The organism is Sphingobium sp. CCH11-B1 (genome assembly GCF_001556865.1).
Taxonomy (GTDB): domain Bacteria; phylum Pseudomonadota; class Alphaproteobacteria; order Sphingomonadales; family Sphingomonadaceae; genus Sphingobium.
In genome coordinates, this window is sequence record NZ_LSJY01000029.1 from 49,762 (window position 1) to 66,859 (window position 17,098).

Here is a 17,098-nt window from a genome sequence, read left to right on the forward strand (position 1 = left end):
CCACCCTCGAAAGACACGCCTCGCCGGTTTTTTTAGATCCTTAAGAATGGCGGAAGAGAGATCAACCAGACCACCAGATTTCTTAAGCCTACATATGCAGCGAGAACTAAGATCGATTAGAGGGGTAAAACTGCAAGGATCTTTTTATGCTGAACCTCAGTGTAATCCAAGATCGGAGTGGTTATTGGGTTTGGGAAGTTTTTGATGATGAGGATGTGTATCTTCGTTCTGATCGTGCCTTTGCTGCCGAACAGCAGGCATGGGAAGATTTGCGAGATGCAACGCATTTGATCAAAAATCATCTCCCCCTCAACTGAACCGATCGGTGCGGATGAGCACGCAAGCGCTTGTTCGCACCACCGGTGAGAATGTATCGAACGATGCCCATCATTTCCCTCTTCTTCGGCATCGTCATCCGCATGTATCATGACGATCATCCGCCGCCGCATTTTCACGCCAGCTATCAGGGCTTCGAGGCGTTCGTCGCGATCACCACCGGCGAAATCATCGCCGGCAGCCTCCCCAAGAAGGCGGCGCGGATCGTGCGGCAATGGGCGCTGGACCATAGGGATGAACTCATGGCAAACTGGGGCCGCAGCGAAGCTCTGCTGCCGATGGAGATGATCCCCGGAGCCGACCTTGATGATTAAGATCACTCATATCCGCCCTTCTGGCCCGGCCCGGCTGGATCTGACGTTCAGCGACGGCAGCGTGGCGCAATGGTCGGCGGATACGCTCATCGCCCGCAATACCGAATTGACCGCACCACTGGCGGACCCCACCTATTTCAGTCGCGCCTTTATTGAAGCGGGAGCGCTGGCATGGCCCAACGGCCTGGAACTGTCACCATCCGCGCTCCATAAAAAGCTGAAAGAGATGGGCGCGCTGCATAGGGCGGCGGCCTGAACATCGGCGCTCATCCCCATGCTCCCCACGCCCCGCCTTCGCACCCTCTTCACCAGCCGCTGGTTCGCGCTGCTGTGGGCGGTGCTGGTGATCCTGACGGCGATCAACTTCGTGGGTGCGAACGATGATAGGCCCGCCGACGCCGCTAACGCCACCGCCGCCGACGGCCTCACCAACGACCAGCGCGCCGCCATCGCCAATGCGCTCTGAAGCCCGCGCAAGGACGCGGTCCTGACGCATCCCTCCGCTGTCCTATTCCGCCCCTTCCATGGCAGATATCCGGTTGGAAGAAGGCCGGGCCAGCGCCCCGGCCCGCGCAATAATGATGCGCTGATAGGAAAGAAAAGCCACGATCCTGCGGGAAATATGCGAAGTTAAGCGGGCGAAATCCTATTTTTGGCCCGGTCGTGCCGCGGCCTGACAGGAGGCTGAACGGCCGGTTTTGTTCCGTTCATGCAACATAGATCATCCGTGCGGGTTCTTGTCTCACATCAGGAGCAAGGAACCATTCTCATGACTTTTTCGATCAAGCGCGCCCTTATCGGCCTGTCGATCGGGGCGATGACGCTGACCGGCGTCGCCGCCACGCCGTCTTTCGCCCAGCCGAACCGCGCCGACCGTGAATATCGCCGCGACGTGCGCGACGCGCGTCAGGACTATCGCCGCGATGTCCGCGACGCGCGCAAGGATTACCGTCGCGACGCGCGCGACGACCGCAGGGAAGATCGCCGCGCCTGGCGCAACTATGACTGGAACCGGCCCGATCCGCGCTACGGCCGGAGCTATCGTCCGGACCGCTACTATACAGCCGGCGCGCCGATCCGCGTCGATCGCCGCACGCGCATCTATCGCGGCTATGACAACCGCTATTATTGCCGCCGCTCCGACGGGACGACCGGCCTGATCGTGGGCGCGGCGCTGGGCGGCCTGCTCGGCAACCAGATCGCGCAGGGCCAGTCCAACCTGCTCGGCACGCTGATCGGCGGCGGCGCGGGCGCGCTGCTGGGGCGGGAGATCGATCGTGGCGGCGTGAGCTGCCGCTAAGCCGCGCACCAGGGATGGCGGCTGCCATCCCATGAGCGGGCGAGTCCTTCGGTGACCAGCATGGTCCCGATCGACTCGCCTCCGCGCGTGACGACCCCAAGCGAGCGCCCGTAGCGATCGGCATCCCGGTCGCCCCGTTCCAGCGAGAAGGGGCCGGCGTTCATCAGCGCCTGAAGCCGCTGCGTCGCCCGCGCGCCGAGTTCGCCCTCCGCAACGCAGCGAGGGCCGTGGGTTTCGGGCGTGTCGATGTCGGCGATGCGATATTTCTCGCCCCGGAACCAGAATGTGTCGCCATCGACGACGCAGTTCGTCCCGCCCCCGCTATGACAGAGGCCGAACCGTGCCGAGAGCGTGTCCACCGGCGCGCCGGTCGTCAGCGGCGCGCCTGGCGCATGGCGGGCGATCCAGTCCGGGCCGAACCAGCCAAGCAGCAGCGCCAGGCAGAGCATGTAGGCGATCGCCGGTCCGCTCAGCCCGCGCCGCGCGGGGGCAGGGCGCAAGCGCAGCGCATTACCGCCGCGACGCGCCTCCGCCGCCCATGTCTGTTGCACCCTGTCGCGCCGCGCCGGCCCGCGCCGCCCTGTTGTTCGTCTCGCCATCAGGCGAGCCTAGCGCGCGTCGCCTCAAGCGAGCGTTAAAGATGGTCCGGTTTTCACCCGCTATGGCGACGTTCCGATTTGACGCCGATCAATGCCGCGCCGGCGCGCGCTGCCATGCTGGGGCATCCTGTCCGAAATGGAGCCGAAGATGAACGCCGCCGCGCCGCCCACCCCCTATGTCCGCATCGGTGGCGAGCCGATCGTGCGCGGCATTGTCGATCGCTTCTATGATCTGGTCGAAAGCGACCCCGCCTACGCGCCGCTTCGTGCCATCCACGCCGCCGACCTGGGGCCGGTGCGGCATGGTCTTGCGCGTTTCCTGTGCGGCTGGCTGGGCGGGCCGCGCGACTGGTTCGATCGCGGGTCATGCATCATGTCGCTGCACCGGGCTTTCCCGATCACGCCCGCGCTGGCGGATCAATGGGCCATGGCGATGACCCGCGCCATCGCCGGGGACGATGATATCGACCCCCTGCTGGGCGACGCCATGGCCGAAGCGCTGGGGCATATGGCGCGCGGCATGATCAATTTCGGCCTGAACGACAGCGCCGCCGCCTGACGCCCCGCGTCAGGGCAGGTCGTCCTCATCTGCGTCCTCGCTATTGCCGAAAATCTCCTCCTCATCGTCCATCTGCGCCTCGCCGGCGTAGGCGTCCATATCGATCCGGCCGGACCGGTTCATCGCCTCCATCCTCTCCACCAGATCCTCGGTATCGTCGGGGATGATCTGCGCCGGGTTGGGCCGGCCGCCGCGCTCGCTGTCTTCGCTAAGGTCGATCGAGCGGGTGACGGCGTCGTCGGCGACGTCCTGCGCCTGCGCGCCGCTGTCGTCCTGCTCGCTATTTTCTTCCAGTTCGCGGTCGGGAACGGGACGATCCATGGCATGTCTCCTTGACGCTGTGGGTTGCGTGATGCCTCAACGGTCCGCCCCGCCGGCTGTTCCGGGACAAAGCGCTGGACAGGGGCGGGTGCAGGGGGCAAAGGCGCTACCGATCCTTTCGCACCGCAGCAGGAATCCTCCATGCCCCGCCAGCTCATTTCCTCCGGCTCGCCCTTCGAGGCGCAGGTCGGCTATTCGCGCGCCGTCGTCCAGGGCGACTGGTGCTTCGTCGCCGGGACCACCGGCACCGATCCTGCAACGAAGACGATGCCCGACGATGTCGTCGAACAGGGGCGCAACGCGCTCGCGACCATCGGCCGGGCGTTGGCGGATGCGGGCTTTTCCTTCGCGGACGTGGTGCGCGTCACTTACTATATCACCGACGCTGCCTATTGGGACGTGATGGGCGATATTGCCGGACCCGTGTTCGGCGACATTCGCCCGGCGGCCAGCTGCGTCGTCGCCGGCCTCGTCAAGCCGGAAATGAAGATCGAAATCGAAGTCACCGCCTTCAAAGGGTAACAGGGATCGAGCAACATGATCACCATGTACGGCATCAAGAATTGCGACACGATCAAGAAAGCCCGCAACTGGCTGGACAATGAACGCGTCGCCTATGGATTCCACGACTACAAGGTCTCGGGCGTCGACAAGGAACGCCTGGAAGAATGGGTGATGGAGCATGGCTGGGAAACCATCCTCAACCGTTCCGGCACCACCTTCAAGGCGCTCGACGCGGGCGACAAGGCGCATATCGACGCGGACAAGGCGATCGCCCTCATGATGGCCAACCCGTCGATGATCAAACGGCCGATCCTGGACACGGGCAAGGGCACGGTCGTCGGGTTCAAGGCGACGACCTACGAAACCGCGTTGCAGGGCGTGAAGGCGTGATGCCGGCGGGGCGGGCGCGCATCGGCCTCGGGCTGCTGCCCTGCCTGCTCCTGCCCTGGCTGCTCCCTGTGTCGGCGGCGCGGGCCGAACCGATCCTGATCGCGCATCGCGGCGACAGCGGCGAACGGCCGGAACATACGCTCGCCGCCTATGAACGGGCGATCGACGAAGGCGCGGACTATGTCGAGCCGGACCTTGTATTGACAAAGGACGGCGTGCTGGTCGCCCGGCATGAAAATGAGATTAGCGGCACCACCGACGTCGCCGATCATCCCGAATTCGCGGACCGCAAGACCAGCAAGACGATCGACGGCGTGGAACTGACCGGCTGGTTCACAGAAGACTTCACGCTCGCTGAACTGCGCACGCTGCGGGCGCGCGAACGGCTGCCTGACCTGCGCCCCGCCAATGTCCGCTTCAACGATCTTTATCTGATCCCGACGTTCGAGGAGATATTGAAGCTGGTCCGTGCGAAAGAGGCGGAGGTCCATCGCCGCATCGGCATCTACCCCGAAACCAAGCATCCGACCTATTTCGCCAGGATCGGCCTGCCGCACCAGGCGGCGATGCTCGACATGCTTGCCCGCTACGGCTATCAGACGGCGGCCGATCCGGTCTTCATCCAGTCTTTCGAGGTCGGCAATTTGAAGGCGCTGCGCGCTGCTACCCGCCTGCGCCTCATCCAGCTGGTCGATGCCCAGGGCGGCCCCGCCGATATGCCCGGCACCAGCTATGCCGACATGCTGACCGTGCAGGGCCTTGGCGCCATTGCCGCCTATGCCGACGGCGTCGGTCCGTCCGCCGCGATGCTGATATCGCCGGAAGGGCCGACCGCGCTGGTGGGCCGCGCGCACGATGCGGGATTGCAGGTCCATGTCTGGACGCTGCGGATGGAAAATCCCTTCCTCCCGCCGCAATATCGGCGCGCCGACGATCCGCAGGGCAGGGGCGACTTTGCTTCCTGGGTGCGCGCCATCGCCGCGACGGGCGTGGACGGCATCTTCAGCGATTTTCCGGGCCAGGCGAAGGCGGCGCTCAACCCCGCGCCGTAACCGCTTGCCAAAGCGTTCCGGCCAGCGAATAACCGTTTCATGTTGTCCCAGAAGACCCGTTACGCGATCCGTGCCCTGCAACATCTCGCCGATCGCTACCGCCAGGGACCAGTGCCTCTGAACGAGATCGCGACGCGGCAGAATATCCCGGCGAAGTTCCTGACCGTGATCCTGTCCGAACTGTCGCGCGAAGGGCTGGTGGCGACGCAGCGGGGCAGGGACGGCGGCTATTGGCTGGCGCTCGCGCCTGTCGATATCAGCTATGGCGATATCGTCCGGCTGACGCGCGGTTCGCTGGCCCTCACCCCCTGCGCCAGCCGTTTCGCGCATGAAAGCTGCACAAACTGTCTGCCCGAGTCTGAATGCCGGCTGCATCGGGTGATGCTGCGCGTCCGCGACGAAACCGCCCGTGTGCTCGACGGCATCAGCCTCGCCGAACCGATCCCAATCGGCGCGGAGGAATAGCGCCAGCGGGGCGGAACGGGTGAGGACTTGCGCTCCTCCGTCCCCTCCGCCACATGACGGCCATGACCCAGCCGCCGCTCAAAGCCGCCATCGTCCCCGTCACGCCGCTGCAGCAGAACTGTACCCTCTTCTGGTGCACGAACAGCATGCGGGGGGCGTTCGTCGATCCGGGCGGCGATCTGCCGGTCCTCAAGCGCGCGGCGCAGCAACATGGCGTCACGATCGAGAAGATCCTGATCACCCACGGCCATATCGATCATTGCGGGCAGGCGGGCATCCTGGCCCAGGATCTCGGCGTCCCGATCGAGGGACCGCAGGAGGAGGATCGCTTCTGGATCGACAAGCTGGGCAGCGAAGGCCCGAAATATGGCATCGATGGCAAGAGTTTCGAGCCTGACCGCTGGCTGGTCGATGGCGATCAGGTGACGGTCGGCGATCTGACGCTCGACGTCTATCACTGCCCCGGTCACACGCCCGGCCACGTCGTCTTCCACCACGCCCCCAGCAAGCTGGCGATAGTGGGTGATGTGCTGTTCCAGGGATCGATCGGCCGCACCGATTTTCCCCGCGGCAATCACCAGCAGTTGATCGACGCCATCACCGGCAAGCTCTGGCCATTGGGCGGCGACACGGCCTTTGTCCCCGGCCACGGACCGATGAGCAATTTCGCCCATGAGCGGCGCAGCAACCCCTTCGTCGCCGATTCGGTGCTGGCGCCCTGAATCAGTTGTTGGCGGCCATGGCCGGCGGCGCAGGCATTTCCCGGGTCGCGCCATAGGCGATGGCGAGCGCCGCGATCGCCAGGGCAGCGGTGATCCCCCATGTCAGCAGCGCGCCGCCGCCACGCCATAATGTCGGCTGGTCGGCGTCCATCCCGAACGCGTGGGCGACCCGCGCGACAATATAGACCAGCGCCATGATCCACAGCCATAGCGACGCGCCGGCGGCCAGCTCGACAAGGCCCGTGAGGATCAGCACGATCGGCGTATATTCGATGAAATTGGCATGCGCCCGCATCCGCCGGGCCAGCAGTGCGTGACCGGCGTCGCCATGCATCACCTTGTCCCGAATGCGGAACCGGGCGCAGCGAATCGCCAGCCAGATATTGAGCAGGGCGCAGGCGGCGGCGAAGGTCAGCGTGATCGGCAACAGCATGACAGGTTGGTCCCCTGATTGTGGTCGCGGCAGCTTAGGCCCGCCGGCGAGAAGGGCAAGGAAGCACTTGCGCGTCGGCCAAAAACCGCTATAGGCGCAGGGCTTCGCGATCACCCGGGCCGCATGGTCTGCGGCGCCGTTGGCGTCGGCATCCCATGGACACCGGCCAGTCGCACAACCAGATTGATATACGGAACAAGGTGCCGACATGGCTGTCCCCAAGCGCAAGACTTCTCCTTCCCGTCGCGGCATGCGCCGCAGCCACGACGCGCTGCGCGTGGAAGCGTTCAACGAATGCTCGAACTGCGGTGAACTCAAGCGTCCGCACCATGTGTGCGACGCCTGCGGTCACTATAACGGCCGCGAAATCGTCGCCGTCGGGGCGTAAGCCCTTCCTCTACTCCGCAAAGGGGTGATCTAGAGTGTCCAGCCAGCCGCGAATCGCCATAGACGCGATGGGCGGGGACGAAGGCGTGCGCGTGATGATGGCGGGAGCGGCCCTGGCCCGCCGCCGTCACGACGGCCTGCGCTTCACCCTGTTCGGCGATGACGCGCAGATCAAGGCGGCGCTCGACAATCATCCCAATCTGCGCGCTGCGTCGGACATCGTCCACGCCGAGACGGTGGTCGACGGGTCGGAAAAGCCGAGCGTCGCGATCCGCAAGAAGTCCAGCTCCATGAGCATGGCGATTGCCGCCGTGAAGTCGGGCGAGGCGGGGGCCGCGGTCTCGGCCGGTAATACCGGCGCGCTGATGGCCATGGCCAAGGTGGCGCTTCGCACCATGAAGGGCGTGGATCGTCCGGCCCTTGCGGCGATGCTGCCGACGCTCGGCGACAATGACGTCATCATGCTGGACCTGGGCGCGAACACGGAATGCGACGCCCGCAACCTGGTGCAGTTCGCCGTCATGGGCGCGGCCTATGCGCGCGTCGCTTTCGATCTGGACCGGCCCCGTGTTCGCCTGCTCAATATCGGTACCGAGGAGTTGAAGGGCACGGACGAGATTCGAGACGCCGCCGCCGTGTTGCGCGCCGCCGAGAGCCTGTCCCTCCGCTTCGACGGTTTCACCGAGGGCGACAAGATCGGCAAGGGCGACACCGACGTCATCGTGTGCGACGGCTTTTCGGGCAATGTCGCGCTCAAGACCGCCGAGGGCACTGCGCGCTTCGTCACGGATGTGCTGCGCAAGGCCTTTACCAGTTCGCTCCGCTCCAAGATCGGCTTCCTGATCTCGAAGCCGGCGATGCACCTGCTCAAGCATCATCTTGATCCCAACAATCATAATGGCGCGGTTTTCCTGGGCCTGAACGGCGTCGTGGTGAAAAGCCATGGCAGCGCCGACGAAAAGGGCGTCGCCAACGCCGTCCATGTCGCCGCGCGCCTGCTGGAAGAAGACATCACCCGCCGCATCGCCGCCGACATTGCCGACATCCAGTCGCTGTCGGCCGCGGCATCCCGACTGGAGCAGCCTGCCAAGTGATCCGCCGCTCCATCCTGCTTGGCACCGGCTCCGCCCTGCCGGCCCGCGCCGTGAGCAACGCCGAACTGGCGCAGACGGTGGACACCAGCGACGAATGGATCGTGGAGCGCACGGGCATCCGCAACCGGTATATCGCCGCCGACGGGGAAACCACCGCGACTCTTGCCGCCGATGCTGCCCGGCAGGCGCTCGACGCTTCGGGTATGAACGCGCAGGATATCGACCTCATCATCCTGGCAACCGCCACCCCGGACCAGACCTTCCCGGCCGCCGCGACCAAGGTTCAGGCGATGCTGGGCATCGACGATTGCGTCGCCTTCGACGTGGCCGCCGTCTGCTCGGGCTTCCTCTATGCCGTGACCGTGGCCGACAGCATGATCCAGTCCGGCGCGGCCACCCGTGCGCTGGTGATCGGATCGGAAACCTTCAGTCGCATCCTGGACTGGGAGGATCGAACCACCTGCGTTCTTTTTGGCGACGGCGCGGGCGCGATCGTGCTGGGAGCGGAGGAAAGCGCGGCAGGGGAACGCGGCATCCTTGCGGCGAAGCTGCATGCGGATGGCCGCCACAACCAGCTTCTGTACGTCGACGGCGGCCCGTCCACTACGCAAACGGTCGGCAAGCTGCGGATGAAGGGGCAGGAAGTGTTCCGCCATGCCGTGGTGAACCTTGCCTCCGTGCTGAACGAGGTGATGGAACTTGCAGGGATGACGGCGGCCGACATCGACTGGCTGGTGCCGCACCAGGCCAATGCGCGTATTCTCGACGCCACGGCCCGCAAGCTCAAGCTGCCGGCCGAGCGGGTGGTGGTGACGGTCGATCGCCACGCCAACACGTCGGCTGCGTCGGTACCGTTGGCGCTGGACGTTGCCGTGCGGGACGGGCGGATTAAGCCGGGCGATCTGGTGGTGCTGGAAGCGATGGGTGGGGGCTTCACCTGGGGCGCGTGTGTTCTGCGGGTTTAACCTGCAGCAAGCTCTTGCCAAAGCGAGGCAAATCAATCACATTTCTTGCGGCCGCGGGGGGCGGTCGCTGACCAAGGAAATGGGGAACGGGATGAGCGGGAATGGCACGCTGACGCGCGCGGATCTGGCGGAAAGCGTCAACCGTCATGTGGGGCTGTCGCGAGCGGAAGCCGCGACCCTGGTCGAATCCATCCTTGAACATATGTCCTGCGCGCTGGAGCGCGGTGAGAATGTGAAGATATCCAGCTTCGGCACGTTCGTCCTGCGCGACAAGACCCAGCGGATGGGCCGCAACCCGAAGACGGGCGTCGAAGTGCCGATCGAGCCGCGCCGGGTGCTGACGTTTCGCGCCAGCCAGACGATGCGCGACCGGGTTTCTTCCGTCTGACGCCGATGGGCGCTTTGCTGCTGTCACAATAGTTGACCTTCTGCCAGCTATGGGTGCAACATCGCGCCCATGGACAAGGAAGAGGGTGCATTTCTGACCATCAGCGAGCTTGCCGGCGAGCTAGGTCTTCCCCAGCATATCCTGCGCTACTGGGAAACGCGCTTTCCCCAGCTGCGTCCGTTGCAGCGCTCGGGCAATCGCCGCTATTACCGCCCGGCGGACGTCCATCTTGCGCGGCGTATCCACCAGCTGCTCAATGTCGAGGGATTCACTGTCAAGGGCGCGCAGAAAGCGCTGGCCGATGCTGCGGCACCCTCCGCCCGACCGCAATCGTCGCCGGTCCTGGACGACGCCGCCCTGCTGAAGCAGCTTCAGGCAATACGGGATCGGCTCGCCGCGGCGCTGGGCTGAACTGGGCTCAGCGCTTGGGCACGCGATAGGGCGTGAAGTCGCCCAGCGCGCAGGCCCCGGTCTGGATGCCGGTCTGCAGATTGGCGGTGGTCGCGAAGTCGCCGCGACACATCTGCGCGCTGTAGCTGCGCACGATCAGCGTATCGCCCGATGCCAGCCCGCTGCAACTGCCGATCAGGTCATTCTTGTAGACCAGCTTCCGGCTGACCCGATAGAGCACCACATTGTTGCTGATCGCGACCAGACTGGTCTGAGGCTCCCGGTTGATGCACGTCTGCGGTTTGTCAGCCACTTTGCCGGCCAGCGCCTTGTCCAGATCGGCTGTCTGCCGGGCCGTCAGCGGGGTCGGGGTGTAGGCCCCGGCACAGCCTCCCAGCACAACCAGCATCGCTGCCATCATGATCGAACGCATCGTTTCTCTCCTACTGCTTGCCCGCCTTGTGAGGACGGACTCCATGGGCTCGATCCGTCAAGCCGCATCCTTTGCCGCCCGCCGGGCCGCAAGCTCGGCGACATCCCGTGCCCGAAGGAAGATGTTGGTGGCCCGCTCCGCGCCGATGCTCGTCGGCACGGTGGCTTCGCCCCGCGCGCGCAGATCCTCAACTCGGGCGACCCGCGCGACCAGCTCCGCGTTGTCGGGCTCCACACCCAACGCGAAACGGCCGTTGGAGAGCGTGTATTCGTGCGCGCAATAGACCGACGTATCGTCAGGCAACGCATCGAGCCGCCGCATATTGTCGAACATCTGCGCCGCCGTCCCTTCGAACAGCCGGCCACAGCCCATGGCGAACAGGGTGTCGCCGACGAAAAGGATGCGGTCCTGCGGCATATGATAGGCGATATGACCGGCAGTGTGGCCGGGCACCGCCATCACCGTGCCTTCATGTGCGCCGATGCGGACCTTGTCGCCTTCATCCACATGGCGGTCGAGCGTCTCTATCTTGCCCGCTTCGGCCGCCGGGCCGGTAACGATGCATCCCGTCGCCGCCTTGATCGCCGCGTTGCCGCCGACATGGTCCGGATGCCAATGGGTGTTCCAGATCTGGCCGATGGTCCAGTCGCGCGCCTTCGCTGCCACCAGTACAGGTTCGGCAACCGCGGGATCGACGACCACCGTCTCGCCGCTGACATCATCATGCATCAGCCAGACATAATTGTCGGTCAGGACGGGAAGGCGGACGATCTCCAGCATCGCGTCACCATTTTCCCGTGTTCGGCATGGACGCCCAGGGCTCGGCGGGTTCCAGATGTCCGTCCTGCAGCAACTCCACGGAAATATTGTCAGGCGTGCGCACGAAGGCCATATGCCCGTCGCGCGGGGGTCGGTTGATGGTGACGCCCGCGTCCATCAGCTTCTGACAGGTGGCGTAGATATTCTCGACCCGGTAGGCGAGGTGGCCGAAATTGCGGCCTTCGCCGTAGATTTCGGCCGGGCTGCCATCCTCCGAGGGCCAGTTGTAGGTCAATTCGATCTGTGCATCCTCGTCACCGGGCGCTGCGAGGAAGACCAGGGTGAAGCGTCCCTGCGCATTGTCGAACCGTTTAACCTCCTTGAGGCCAAGAAGGTCGAAGAAGGCGATGGTCCGGTCGATGTCGGTCACGCGGATCATGGTATGCAGATATTTGGGCAAGTCTCTTCTCCGTTCGTCGCCGTGCAGCGACGGTTCATCTCGGCCATGGCAGTTGCGTTCTACAAATAAGATGGCGTGTGGCCGGGCGAAAGAGGGAGGCGGATATGCAGTGGAATCTGGGCGAGAAAGCTGTTCTGGCCAGCGCGGCGTTGATCGCGCTCGGCACCGTCGCGGGCGGCTATCTGCTGGGCGATGGATTGAAGCGGGCGAAAGCGGCCGATCGATCCGTCACCGTCCGCGGCCTTGCCGAAAAGGATGTGACGGCCGATCTTGCCACATGGTCGATCAGCTATTCCGCCACAGGTTTCGACCTGCCTACCGTGCGGTCCGAAATCGACGCGAACTCCCGTGAACTGCGCGCCTATTTCGAAGGTCTCGGCTTCAAGCCCGAAGAGTTGAAGCCTACGGGTGCGGGCGTCAATCAATGGCTCAACAATGGGGTCAGCACTATTACGGTCACGCAACGCATGCTGTTGCGCACGACCGACATTGCCCGCGCACAGAAAGCCGTCGCGCAGCAGTTCGACCTCGTGCGGCGTGGCGTCACACTGCAGGAAGGGTCAGGTATGCGCTACAGCTTCACGAAACTGAACGACATCAAACCGCAGATGGTCGCCGCTGCCACCCGCGATGCGCGCGCCGCCGCCGAACAGTTCGCGAAGGATTCAGGTGCAGGGGTCGGTGGGATCAAGAGCGCCACGCAGGGCTATTTCTCGATCGACGCCCGCGACGGAGAAGGCGGAGAAGGCGGCAGCGACACGCCTTACAAGAAGGTACGCGTCGTCACCACGGTCGATTTCTACCTGCGATAGCTTGCGGCTCCTAGCGACGGGCCGCGCCCTGTGGCGGAAGGCGTGACAGATTGTCCGCCGCCGCCTTGCCGGCCGGGCTGTCGGCCGCCAACCGCACGGCCCGATCCCAGGCGGACCGGGCGATATCCTCCTGCCCGGTAAGCATGGCGATATTGCCTTCTTCCAGCGCCACGCTGGCGTCATCGGGCGCAAGCTGCACGGCGCGGGCGATATGGGCCTGCGCCAGGCTCATTTCACCGGCGCGGCGGGCGAGCGTTGCCGACAGCAGCCAGGCAAGCGGATCCTTTGCCGCCTGCACCAGCGCCACGTCGATGGACTCGCGCGCTGCCGCCAGGTCTCCCTGCGCCACCAGCGCACGTGCGCGGTCCAGGTGGATTTCGCCCTTTTCCAACCCATCCGGCAGCCCGCGCGCCAGTGCAGCGTCGAAATCGCTGCGTGCCTTGGCCGCGTCGCCGCTGGCCAGCGCGGCATTGCCTGCCTGAGCCCAGAGGCGGGCACCCTGCGCGATTTCGCCGCCCCGTTCGGCTTCTTCGGCCGCCTGCTCGAAGGCGACGATTGCCGGCGCCCAGCGCTCCGCGCGCGCATAGGCGAAGCCCATGCAATGGCGCGCGTAGAAGCCGCCACCCTCGATGCGCCATTTCTCGGCAAAGCTGATGCCCGATTGCGGCGAGTCGATCGCTGCGTCCAGACATTGCTGGAAAGGCACAGCGAACTTTTCCGGCACCGGAATCCTGCCATCGTCTCGCGTTGTGGCCGAAGGTGCGGAGGCTGCAGCCGCCGACGCCGCAGCGGCCTGCGCCTCCTGTTTCTGCTTGCGGCTGCGGTTCATCACCGCCTCGATCTCCGGATCATAGGCCTGAAGCAGCAGGGGCAGGAGAAAGGGCATCAAGGATTTCCCGACAAGGTGTCGATCGTGCGGATCAGCAGGGCGATGTCGCTCTCGCGCGACAGGCGGTGGTCGCCATCCTTAACCAGCAGCGTCTGCACATCGGATGAACGCAGCCGCGCTGCCGTCTGCAGCGCGATCTCCCATGGCACGTCGTCATCCTGCTGCCCGTGGAGCAGCCGGACCGGGCAGTCGATGGCGATCTCGCCATCCAACAATCTGAGGCTCTGGCCGGACTTCCAGAAGTCCAGCGTCGTCACATAGGGATCGTCACTGTAAGCGGACGGTTCCTCGATCCGGCCGGCAGTGTGCAGCAGCGCCTTGTCCGCATCGGTGAAGCCCCATTCGGTGAAATCGGGCGCGGCAGCGATCCCTATGATTGCGGCGACCCGATCCGGCCGCGCAAGCGCCACGAGCAAGGCCAGCCAGCCGCCCATGGAAGATCCCACCAGGATGATCGGTCCTTGCACAAGGGCGTCGATCAGCAGCAAAATATCGTCCCGCCAACTCGCCAGCGTTCCATCGATGAACCGACCCTCGCTCGCGCCGCATCCCGCATAGTCGAGGCGCAGCATCGCCCGGCCCTTCGCCGCAGCCCAGGCGTCCAGCGCGGCCGCCTTCCCGCCCTCCATGTCGGACATGTAGCCCGGCAGAAACACCAGCGTCGGTGGCGTCCCCCCGCGATGGCGATAGGCCAGCCGCAGCCCATCCGGGCGGGCGAAGAGGGCGGGGCGGAGTGAGGCTGCGTCGTTCGCCATGGCATATCCTTCTGATCTGCGATGACCGGATCGGCCGGACCGCAGCTTTTTGCAAGGCCGGGAAAAAAATGCCGCAGGCGCGTTGACAGGGTAGGAGGCACCGGTTAGAGGCGCGCTCCTACCCCGTGCCCAGATGGCGGAATTGGTAGACGCACCAGCTTCAGGTGCTGGCGATCGCAAGGTCGTGGAGGTTCGAGTCCTCTTCTGGGCACCATTTGTTCTTCTCGGAACATCCCAAAAAGTGTATTAAACCCGCAGAAATCCAAGGGAATTGGCCCTTGGATCGTGCCGGATCGTCCCGCCTTTTCTCGGGGGTTCCGCACATTTTTGCGGGCCTTTTGCGGGCCTTTGCAAAAACCACATTGGGAAAAGGCCCGCACATGCCTCTGACCGAAACTCGGCTTCGCGCGCTCAAGCCAAAGGACAAACCGTACAAGGTCGCCGATGATCGTGGATTGTACATCGAGGTCTCTCCATCGGGCGGCAGACTCTGGCGATTTCGCTATCGAATCGGCACCGTTGAGAAGAAGCTCTCGATCGGCTCCTATCCCGAAATCAATCTCAAGGACGCGCGCCAAGCTGCCTACGAGGCTCGCGTCAAAGTCGCGTCGGGCGGTGACCCGGCGATGGAGAAGCGCAAGCAGAAGATCCGTTCGGAATTCCTGTCGGCCCAGACATTCGAGGCGGTGGCACGCGAGTACATTGATGAGATGATGGTGCAGAACGGTCGGGCGGATGCGACCATCATCAAGGCCAACTTCTTCCTCGACCAGCTGACAGATGCCATCGGCAGCCGTCCGATTGACGAGATCGAGCCGTTCGAGGTGCTGGCTCCCCTCAAGCGCCTCGAAGCGAAGGGCAAGCACGAGACTGCTAAAAAGACCCGATCCTTTGCGAGCCGCGTGTTTCGCTATGGGGTTGCCACGACGCGCTGCAAGGGCGACCCTACGACCATGCTCCGCGGGGCGCTGATCACGCCCAAGGCAAAACACTATGCCGCGATCCTTGAGCCGAAGGACCTTGGCGGGCTGCTGCGCGCAATCCAGGACTATACTGGCAACTTCATCACCCGGTACGCCCTGCTCATCGCACCCCATGTCTTTGTACGCCCTGGCGAGCTGCGGCATGCCGATTGGAAGGAGATCGACCTGGAAGACGGTGTCTGGCGGATCCCAGAGGGCAAGATGAAGGCGCGCCGTCCTCATGCCGTGCCGTTGTCCACGCAGGTGGTCGGGTATCTCAAGGAACTTGCCGAGATGGTCGGTACCGAGGGCTATGTGTTCCCCTCCGCCCGTGCTTCTGTTCGCCCGATGAGTGAGAACACCTTGAATGCCGCCTTCCGCCGAATGGGCTTCACAAAGGACGAGGTCACCGCTCATGGTCTGCGGGCAACCGCTTCTACCATGCTGAACGAGAGCGGCCTCTGGAATCCGGACGCGATCGAACGAGGATTGGCTCATGGTGACAGCAACGCCGTTCGCGGCGTCTATCACCGTGGCAAGCACTGGGATGAACGTGTCCGCATGGCGCAGTGGTGGAGCGACTACCTCGATACGATCCGGGAGGGCGGTAAGGTCATAAATGTGGCGTTCGCCAAGGGATAAGCTCAGTTCGACGGAGCTCCGTTCCAAAACCGGCAAGCGACATTCTGGTGGATTTCGAGTTCCTCACGCTGGCGAACAAAACAAAAACGCGATAGTCGTCCCCTGCATTCTGCGGAGGGCCGCATGTTCGATGAGCTATCCCGTATCCTTCGTCAGTTGGACGGGCAGGAGATTACCGTCACGCCGGATATCGCAGTCGACGAAGACGGATACATCGACCGCGAGTGTCCTCACGACGACTGCATGTTCGAATTCAAGGTCCATGATCAAGACTGGCGAGAAATCGTGCGCGATGAAGAGGTGTTCTGCCCTTTTTGCGGACACGCGGCCGACGCTCAGAAATGGTGGACAACCGAGCAAATCGAGAAAATTCAGGAGCAGGCCCTCGCGCAGGTCAAAGGCACAATCAACCAGGCGATGCGCCGTGATGCTGACGCCTTCAATCGGCGCCAGCGCAAAGGCAGCTTCATCACCATGAAAATGAAGGTCGATCGTGGCTTTCGTGAAGTTGTCCTACCCGCGTCTGCAGCGGAGCCGATGCGACTCAAGCTGACTTGCGAGGAATGCTCCTGCCGCTTCGCGGTGATCGGTTCTGCGTTCTTTTGCCCCTCGTGCGGACACAACAGCGCCGAACGAGTATTTCGGCAGTCGCTCGAAACAATCCGCGCTTCGCTTGACGCGATCCCGGCAATCCGGAGCGGGATCTCTGATGCCGATGCGTCAGAGAATACCATTCGCCTGCTCACCGAAGCAGGCCTTCAAAACGTCGTCATGGCTTTCCAGCGTTTTGCAGAAGCACTTTACCAGCATCAGCCAGATCCAATCAGAGTCCGACGAAACGCGTTCCAGAATCTCTCTGAAGGAAGCCAGTTATGGCGAACGGCCTTCGGAAAGGGCTTTGACGATCACCTGAGCACCTCGGAACTCACCGAACTGACACGCCTCTTTCAGCAGCGGCATCTCTTGGCGCACCGCGAAGGCATTGTTGATGCAGACTATATTTCACGGAGCGGAGACCCGACCTACCGTGAAGGACAGCGCTTGGTCATCCGGGAGTCAGTTGTACGAAAGACGCTGCAGCTCGTCGAAAAGCTTAGCGTAGGAATGGCAGCTGAGGATCAGCGTGCAATAGGCACCCCCTTCGTGGGGTGATCGGCGTGCAAAAAG

At 63.9% G+C, this 17,098-nt stretch carries 27 protein-coding genes and 1 tRNA gene; 20 read left to right on the forward strand and 8 right to left on the reverse strand.

What is annotated here, in order from left to right; all coding sequences use genetic code 11:
* Nucleotides 1-146 precede the first annotated feature (146 nt).
* The 5 genes from AX724_RS23245 to AX724_RS04190 all read left to right on the forward strand — a co-directional run bounded on the left by AX724_RS23245 (nt 147) and on the right by AX724_RS04190 (nt 1,950).
* Nucleotides 147-317 carry a hypothetical protein gene (locus AX724_RS23245; protein ID WP_156447990.1) on the forward strand — a complete coding sequence of 57 codons (171 nt, stop codon included), beginning with the start codon at nt 147-149 and terminating at the stop codon, nt 315-317.
* 63 nt (nt 318-380) lie between these two features.
* Nucleotides 381-650 carry a DUF4160 domain-containing protein gene (locus AX724_RS04175; protein WP_066763955.1) on the forward strand — a complete coding sequence of 90 codons (270 nt, stop codon included), beginning with the start codon at nt 381-383 and terminating at the stop codon, nt 648-650.
* A complete protein-coding gene (locus AX724_RS04180; protein ID WP_066763900.1) occupies nt 643-906 on the forward strand; it encodes a DUF2442 domain-containing protein in 264 nt (87 codons plus the stop codon). The genes AX724_RS04175 and AX724_RS04180 overlap by 8 nt, the downstream gene beginning before the upstream one ends.
* An 18-nt stretch (nt 907-924) precedes the next feature.
* Nucleotides 925-1,116 carry a hypothetical protein gene (locus AX724_RS04185; RefSeq protein ID WP_066763901.1) on the forward strand — a complete coding sequence of 64 codons (192 nt, stop codon included), beginning with the start codon at nt 925-927 and terminating at the stop codon, nt 1,114-1,116.
* 303 nt (nt 1,117-1,419) lie between these two features.
* The gene (locus AX724_RS04190; RefSeq protein WP_066763903.1) at nt 1,420-1,950 is read left to right on the forward strand and encodes a glycine zipper 2TM domain-containing protein; all 531 of its coding nucleotides are present in this window, start codon (nt 1,420-1,422) and stop codon (nt 1,948-1,950) included.
* Here the strand turns inward: AX724_RS04190 and AX724_RS04195 are convergent.
* Entirely contained in the window at nt 1,947-2,549 is a 603-nt protein-coding gene (locus tag AX724_RS04195; protein ID WP_066763905.1) for a thermonuclease family protein, read from the reverse strand. The two genes, AX724_RS04190 and AX724_RS04195, sit on opposite strands and share 4 nt — an antisense overlap.
* A 148-nt stretch (nt 2,550-2,697) precedes the next feature.
* Between AX724_RS04195 and AX724_RS04200 the strand changes: the two genes are divergently transcribed.
* Nucleotides 2,698-3,108, forward strand: a complete 411-nt coding sequence (locus tag AX724_RS04200) for a group II truncated hemoglobin (protein WP_066763956.1) — start codon at nt 2,698-2,700, stop codon at nt 3,106-3,108.
* 9 nt (nt 3,109-3,117) lie between these two features.
* Here AX724_RS04200 and AX724_RS04205 read toward each other — a convergent pair whose 3' ends face one another.
* Nucleotides 3,118-3,429, reverse strand: a complete 312-nt coding sequence (locus AX724_RS04205; RefSeq protein WP_066763907.1) for a hypothetical protein — start codon at nt 3,427-3,429, stop codon at nt 3,118-3,120.
* A 141-nt stretch (nt 3,430-3,570) separates the two neighbouring features.
* Between AX724_RS04205 and AX724_RS04210 the strand changes: the two genes are divergently transcribed.
* The 5 genes from AX724_RS04210 (at nt 3,571) to AX724_RS04230 (ending at nt 6,562) form a co-directional block, all read left to right on the forward strand.
* A complete protein-coding gene (locus AX724_RS04210; RefSeq protein WP_066763908.1) occupies nt 3,571-3,951 on the forward strand; it encodes a RidA family protein in 381 nt (126 codons plus the stop codon).
* A 15-nt stretch (nt 3,952-3,966) separates the two neighbouring features.
* A complete protein-coding gene (locus AX724_RS04215) occupies nt 3,967-4,323 on the forward strand; it encodes an ArsC family reductase (protein WP_066763909.1) in 357 nt (118 codons plus the stop codon).
* On the forward strand, nt 4,323-5,375 hold the full coding sequence (locus AX724_RS04220) for a glycerophosphodiester phosphodiesterase (protein ID WP_066763910.1): 1,053 nt from the start codon (nt 4,323-4,325) through the stop codon (nt 5,373-5,375). Before AX724_RS04215 ends, AX724_RS04220 begins: the two co-directional genes overlap by 1 nt.
* A gap of 39 nt (nt 5,376-5,414) precedes the next feature.
* On the forward strand, nt 5,415-5,840 hold the full coding sequence (locus tag AX724_RS04225; protein ID WP_066763911.1) for an RrF2 family transcriptional regulator: 426 nt from the start codon (nt 5,415-5,417) through the stop codon (nt 5,838-5,840).
* Between the two features lie 62 nt (nt 5,841-5,902).
* Nucleotides 5,903-6,562 carry an MBL fold metallo-hydrolase gene (locus tag AX724_RS04230; protein ID WP_066763913.1) on the forward strand — a complete coding sequence of 220 codons (660 nt, stop codon included), beginning with the start codon at nt 5,903-5,905 and terminating at the stop codon, nt 6,560-6,562.
* A gap of 1 nt (nt 6,563) precedes the next feature.
* Here AX724_RS04230 and AX724_RS04235 read toward each other — a convergent pair whose 3' ends face one another.
* Complete coding sequence (locus AX724_RS04235; protein ID WP_066763916.1) at nt 6,564-6,995, reverse strand: MAPEG family protein; 432 nt, start codon at nt 6,993-6,995, stop codon at nt 6,564-6,566.
* A 208-nt stretch (nt 6,996-7,203) separates the two neighbouring features.
* Between AX724_RS04235 and rpmF the strand changes: the two genes are divergently transcribed.
* The 5 genes from rpmF to AX724_RS04260 all read left to right on the forward strand — a co-directional run bounded on the left by rpmF (nt 7,204) and on the right by AX724_RS04260 (nt 10,240).
* A complete protein-coding gene (gene rpmF / locus AX724_RS04240) occupies nt 7,204-7,383 on the forward strand; it encodes a 50S ribosomal protein L32 (protein WP_066763918.1) in 180 nt (59 codons plus the stop codon).
* Between the two features lie 67 nt (nt 7,384-7,450).
* Nucleotides 7,451-8,476, forward strand: coding sequence for a phosphate acyltransferase PlsX (gene plsX, locus AX724_RS04245; RefSeq protein WP_066763920.1), 1,026 nt, complete (start codon nt 7,451-7,453; stop codon nt 8,474-8,476).
* Nucleotides 8,473-9,441 (forward strand): beta-ketoacyl-ACP synthase III, encoded by a 969-nt coding sequence (locus tag AX724_RS04250; RefSeq protein WP_066763921.1) that lies wholly within the window; start codon nt 8,473-8,475, stop codon nt 9,439-9,441. Before plsX ends, AX724_RS04250 begins: the two co-directional genes overlap by 4 nt.
* A gap of 91 nt (nt 9,442-9,532) precedes the next feature.
* Nucleotides 9,533-9,829: an integration host factor subunit alpha gene (gene ihfA / locus AX724_RS04255; protein ID WP_066763922.1), complete on the forward strand. Its 297-nt coding sequence runs from the start codon at nt 9,533-9,535 to the stop codon at nt 9,827-9,829.
* A gap of 69 nt (nt 9,830-9,898) precedes the next feature.
* Complete coding sequence (locus AX724_RS04260; RefSeq protein WP_066763924.1) at nt 9,899-10,240, forward strand: MerR family transcriptional regulator; 342 nt, start codon at nt 9,899-9,901, stop codon at nt 10,238-10,240.
* 7 nt (nt 10,241-10,247) lie between these two features.
* Here AX724_RS04260 and AX724_RS04265 read toward each other — a convergent pair whose 3' ends face one another.
* Genes AX724_RS04265 through AX724_RS04275 form a run of 3 tightly spaced genes read right to left on the reverse strand, consistent with a single transcriptional unit; the run spans nt 10,248 to nt 11,871 of the window.
* Entirely contained in the window at nt 10,248-10,652 is a 405-nt protein-coding gene (locus AX724_RS04265) for a hypothetical protein (RefSeq protein WP_066763926.1), read from the reverse strand.
* Between the two features lie 57 nt (nt 10,653-10,709).
* Nucleotides 10,710-11,432 (reverse strand): hydroxyacylglutathione hydrolase, encoded by a 723-nt coding sequence (gloB, locus tag AX724_RS04270; protein WP_066763928.1) that lies wholly within the window; start codon nt 11,430-11,432, stop codon nt 10,710-10,712.
* Between the two features lie 4 nt (nt 11,433-11,436).
* Complete coding sequence (locus tag AX724_RS04275) at nt 11,437-11,871, reverse strand: VOC family protein (protein WP_066763930.1); 435 nt, start codon at nt 11,869-11,871, stop codon at nt 11,437-11,439.
* Nucleotides 11,872-11,975: 104 nt separating this feature from the next.
* On the opposite strand from AX724_RS04275, the gene AX724_RS04280 reads away from it, so the two are divergent.
* Nucleotides 11,976-12,683 carry an SIMPL domain-containing protein gene (locus AX724_RS04280; protein WP_066763932.1) on the forward strand — a complete coding sequence of 236 codons (708 nt, stop codon included), beginning with the start codon at nt 11,976-11,978 and terminating at the stop codon, nt 12,681-12,683.
* A 10-nt stretch (nt 12,684-12,693) separates the two neighbouring features.
* Here the strand turns inward: AX724_RS04280 and AX724_RS04285 are convergent, their stop codons facing one another.
* A complete protein-coding gene (locus tag AX724_RS04285; RefSeq protein WP_066763940.1) occupies nt 12,694-13,569 on the reverse strand; it encodes a tetratricopeptide repeat protein in 876 nt (291 codons plus the stop codon).
* Nucleotides 13,569-14,327: an alpha/beta fold hydrolase gene (locus AX724_RS04290; protein ID WP_066763942.1), complete on the reverse strand. Its 759-nt coding sequence runs from the start codon at nt 14,325-14,327 to the stop codon at nt 13,569-13,571. Before AX724_RS04290 ends, AX724_RS04285 begins: the two co-directional genes overlap by 1 nt.
* A gap of 127 nt (nt 14,328-14,454) precedes the next feature.
* On the opposite strand from AX724_RS04290, the gene AX724_RS04295 reads away from it, so the two are divergent.
* The 3 genes from AX724_RS04295 to AX724_RS04305 all read left to right on the forward strand — a co-directional run bounded on the left by AX724_RS04295 (nt 14,455) and on the right by AX724_RS04305 (nt 17,083).
* Nucleotides 14,455-14,541 (forward strand) — tRNA-Leu (locus AX724_RS04295).
* Between the two features lie 166 nt (nt 14,542-14,707).
* On the forward strand, nt 14,708-15,931 hold the full coding sequence (locus AX724_RS04300) for a tyrosine-type recombinase/integrase (protein ID WP_066763944.1): 1,224 nt from the start codon (nt 14,708-14,710) through the stop codon (nt 15,929-15,931).
* Nucleotides 15,932-16,054: 123 nt separating this feature from the next.
* On the forward strand, nt 16,055-17,083 hold the full coding sequence (locus AX724_RS04305; RefSeq protein WP_066763946.1) for a hypothetical protein: 1,029 nt from the start codon (nt 16,055-16,057) through the stop codon (nt 17,081-17,083).
* Nucleotides 17,084-17,098 lie beyond the last annotated feature (15 nt).

What these genes read in the sequence shown, in the direction of transcription:
- AX724_RS04290 (WP_066763942.1), bottom strand. Translation starts at nt 14,327, where the DNA reads ATGGCGAACGACGCAGCCTCACTCCGCCCCGCCCTCTTCGCCCGCCCG.
- AX724_RS04210 (WP_066763908.1), top strand. Translation starts at nt 3,571, where the DNA reads ATGCCCCGCCAGCTCATTTCCTCCGGCTCGCCCTTCGAGGCGCAGGTC.
- ihfA (WP_066763922.1), top strand. Translation starts at nt 9,533, where the DNA reads ATGAGCGGGAATGGCACGCTGACGCGCGCGGATCTGGCGGAAAGCGTC.
- AX724_RS04305 (WP_066763946.1), top strand. Translation starts at nt 16,055, where the DNA reads ATGTTCGATGAGCTATCCCGTATCCTTCGTCAGTTGGACGGGCAGGAG.
- AX724_RS04280 (WP_066763932.1), top strand. Translation starts at nt 11,976, where the DNA reads ATGCAGTGGAATCTGGGCGAGAAAGCTGTTCTGGCCAGCGCGGCGTTG.
- AX724_RS04300 (WP_066763944.1), top strand. Translation starts at nt 14,708, where the DNA reads ATGCCTCTGACCGAAACTCGGCTTCGCGCGCTCAAGCCAAAGGACAAA.
- AX724_RS04220 (WP_066763910.1), top strand. Translation starts at nt 4,323, where the DNA reads ATGCCGGCGGGGCGGGCGCGCATCGGCCTCGGGCTGCTGCCCTGCCTG.
- AX724_RS04225 (WP_066763911.1), top strand. Translation starts at nt 5,415, where the DNA reads ATGTTGTCCCAGAAGACCCGTTACGCGATCCGTGCCCTGCAACATCTC.
- AX724_RS04175 (WP_066763955.1), top strand. Translation starts at nt 381, where the DNA reads ATGCCCATCATTTCCCTCTTCTTCGGCATCGTCATCCGCATGTATCAT.
- AX724_RS04265 (WP_066763926.1), bottom strand. Translation starts at nt 10,652, where the DNA reads ATGCGTTCGATCATGATGGCAGCGATGCTGGTTGTGCTGGGAGGCTGT.
- AX724_RS04190 (WP_066763903.1), top strand. Translation starts at nt 1,420, where the DNA reads ATGACTTTTTCGATCAAGCGCGCCCTTATCGGCCTGTCGATCGGGGCG.
- plsX (WP_066763920.1), top strand. Translation starts at nt 7,451, where the DNA reads ATGGGCGGGGACGAAGGCGTGCGCGTGATGATGGCGGGAGCGGCCCTG.
- AX724_RS04195 (WP_066763905.1), bottom strand. Translation starts at nt 2,549, where the DNA reads ATGGCGAGACGAACAACAGGGCGGCGCGGGCCGGCGCGGCGCGACAGG.
- gloB (WP_066763928.1), bottom strand. Translation starts at nt 11,432, where the DNA reads ATGCTGGAGATCGTCCGCCTTCCCGTCCTGACCGACAATTATGTCTGG.
- rpmF (WP_066763918.1), top strand. Translation starts at nt 7,204, where the DNA reads ATGGCTGTCCCCAAGCGCAAGACTTCTCCTTCCCGTCGCGGCATGCGC.
- AX724_RS04215 (WP_066763909.1), top strand. Translation starts at nt 3,967, where the DNA reads ATGATCACCATGTACGGCATCAAGAATTGCGACACGATCAAGAAAGCC.
- AX724_RS23245 (WP_156447990.1), top strand. Translation starts at nt 147, where the DNA reads ATGCTGAACCTCAGTGTAATCCAAGATCGGAGTGGTTATTGGGTTTGG.
- AX724_RS04200 (WP_066763956.1), top strand. Translation starts at nt 2,698, where the DNA reads ATGAACGCCGCCGCGCCGCCCACCCCCTATGTCCGCATCGGTGGCGAG.
- AX724_RS04260 (WP_066763924.1), top strand. Translation starts at nt 9,899, where the DNA reads ATGGACAAGGAAGAGGGTGCATTTCTGACCATCAGCGAGCTTGCCGGC.
- AX724_RS04230 (WP_066763913.1), top strand. Translation starts at nt 5,903, where the DNA reads ATGACCCAGCCGCCGCTCAAAGCCGCCATCGTCCCCGTCACGCCGCTG.
- AX724_RS04205 (WP_066763907.1), bottom strand. Translation starts at nt 3,429, where the DNA reads ATGGATCGTCCCGTTCCCGACCGCGAACTGGAAGAAAATAGCGAGCAG.
- AX724_RS04285 (WP_066763940.1), bottom strand. Translation starts at nt 13,569, where the DNA reads ATGCCCTTTCTCCTGCCCCTGCTGCTTCAGGCCTATGATCCGGAGATC.
- AX724_RS04185 (WP_066763901.1), top strand. Translation starts at nt 925, where the DNA reads ATGCTCCCCACGCCCCGCCTTCGCACCCTCTTCACCAGCCGCTGGTTC.
- AX724_RS04235 (WP_066763916.1), bottom strand. Translation starts at nt 6,995, where the DNA reads ATGCTGTTGCCGATCACGCTGACCTTCGCCGCCGCCTGCGCCCTGCTC.
- AX724_RS04180 (WP_066763900.1), top strand. Translation starts at nt 643, where the DNA reads ATGATTAAGATCACTCATATCCGCCCTTCTGGCCCGGCCCGGCTGGAT.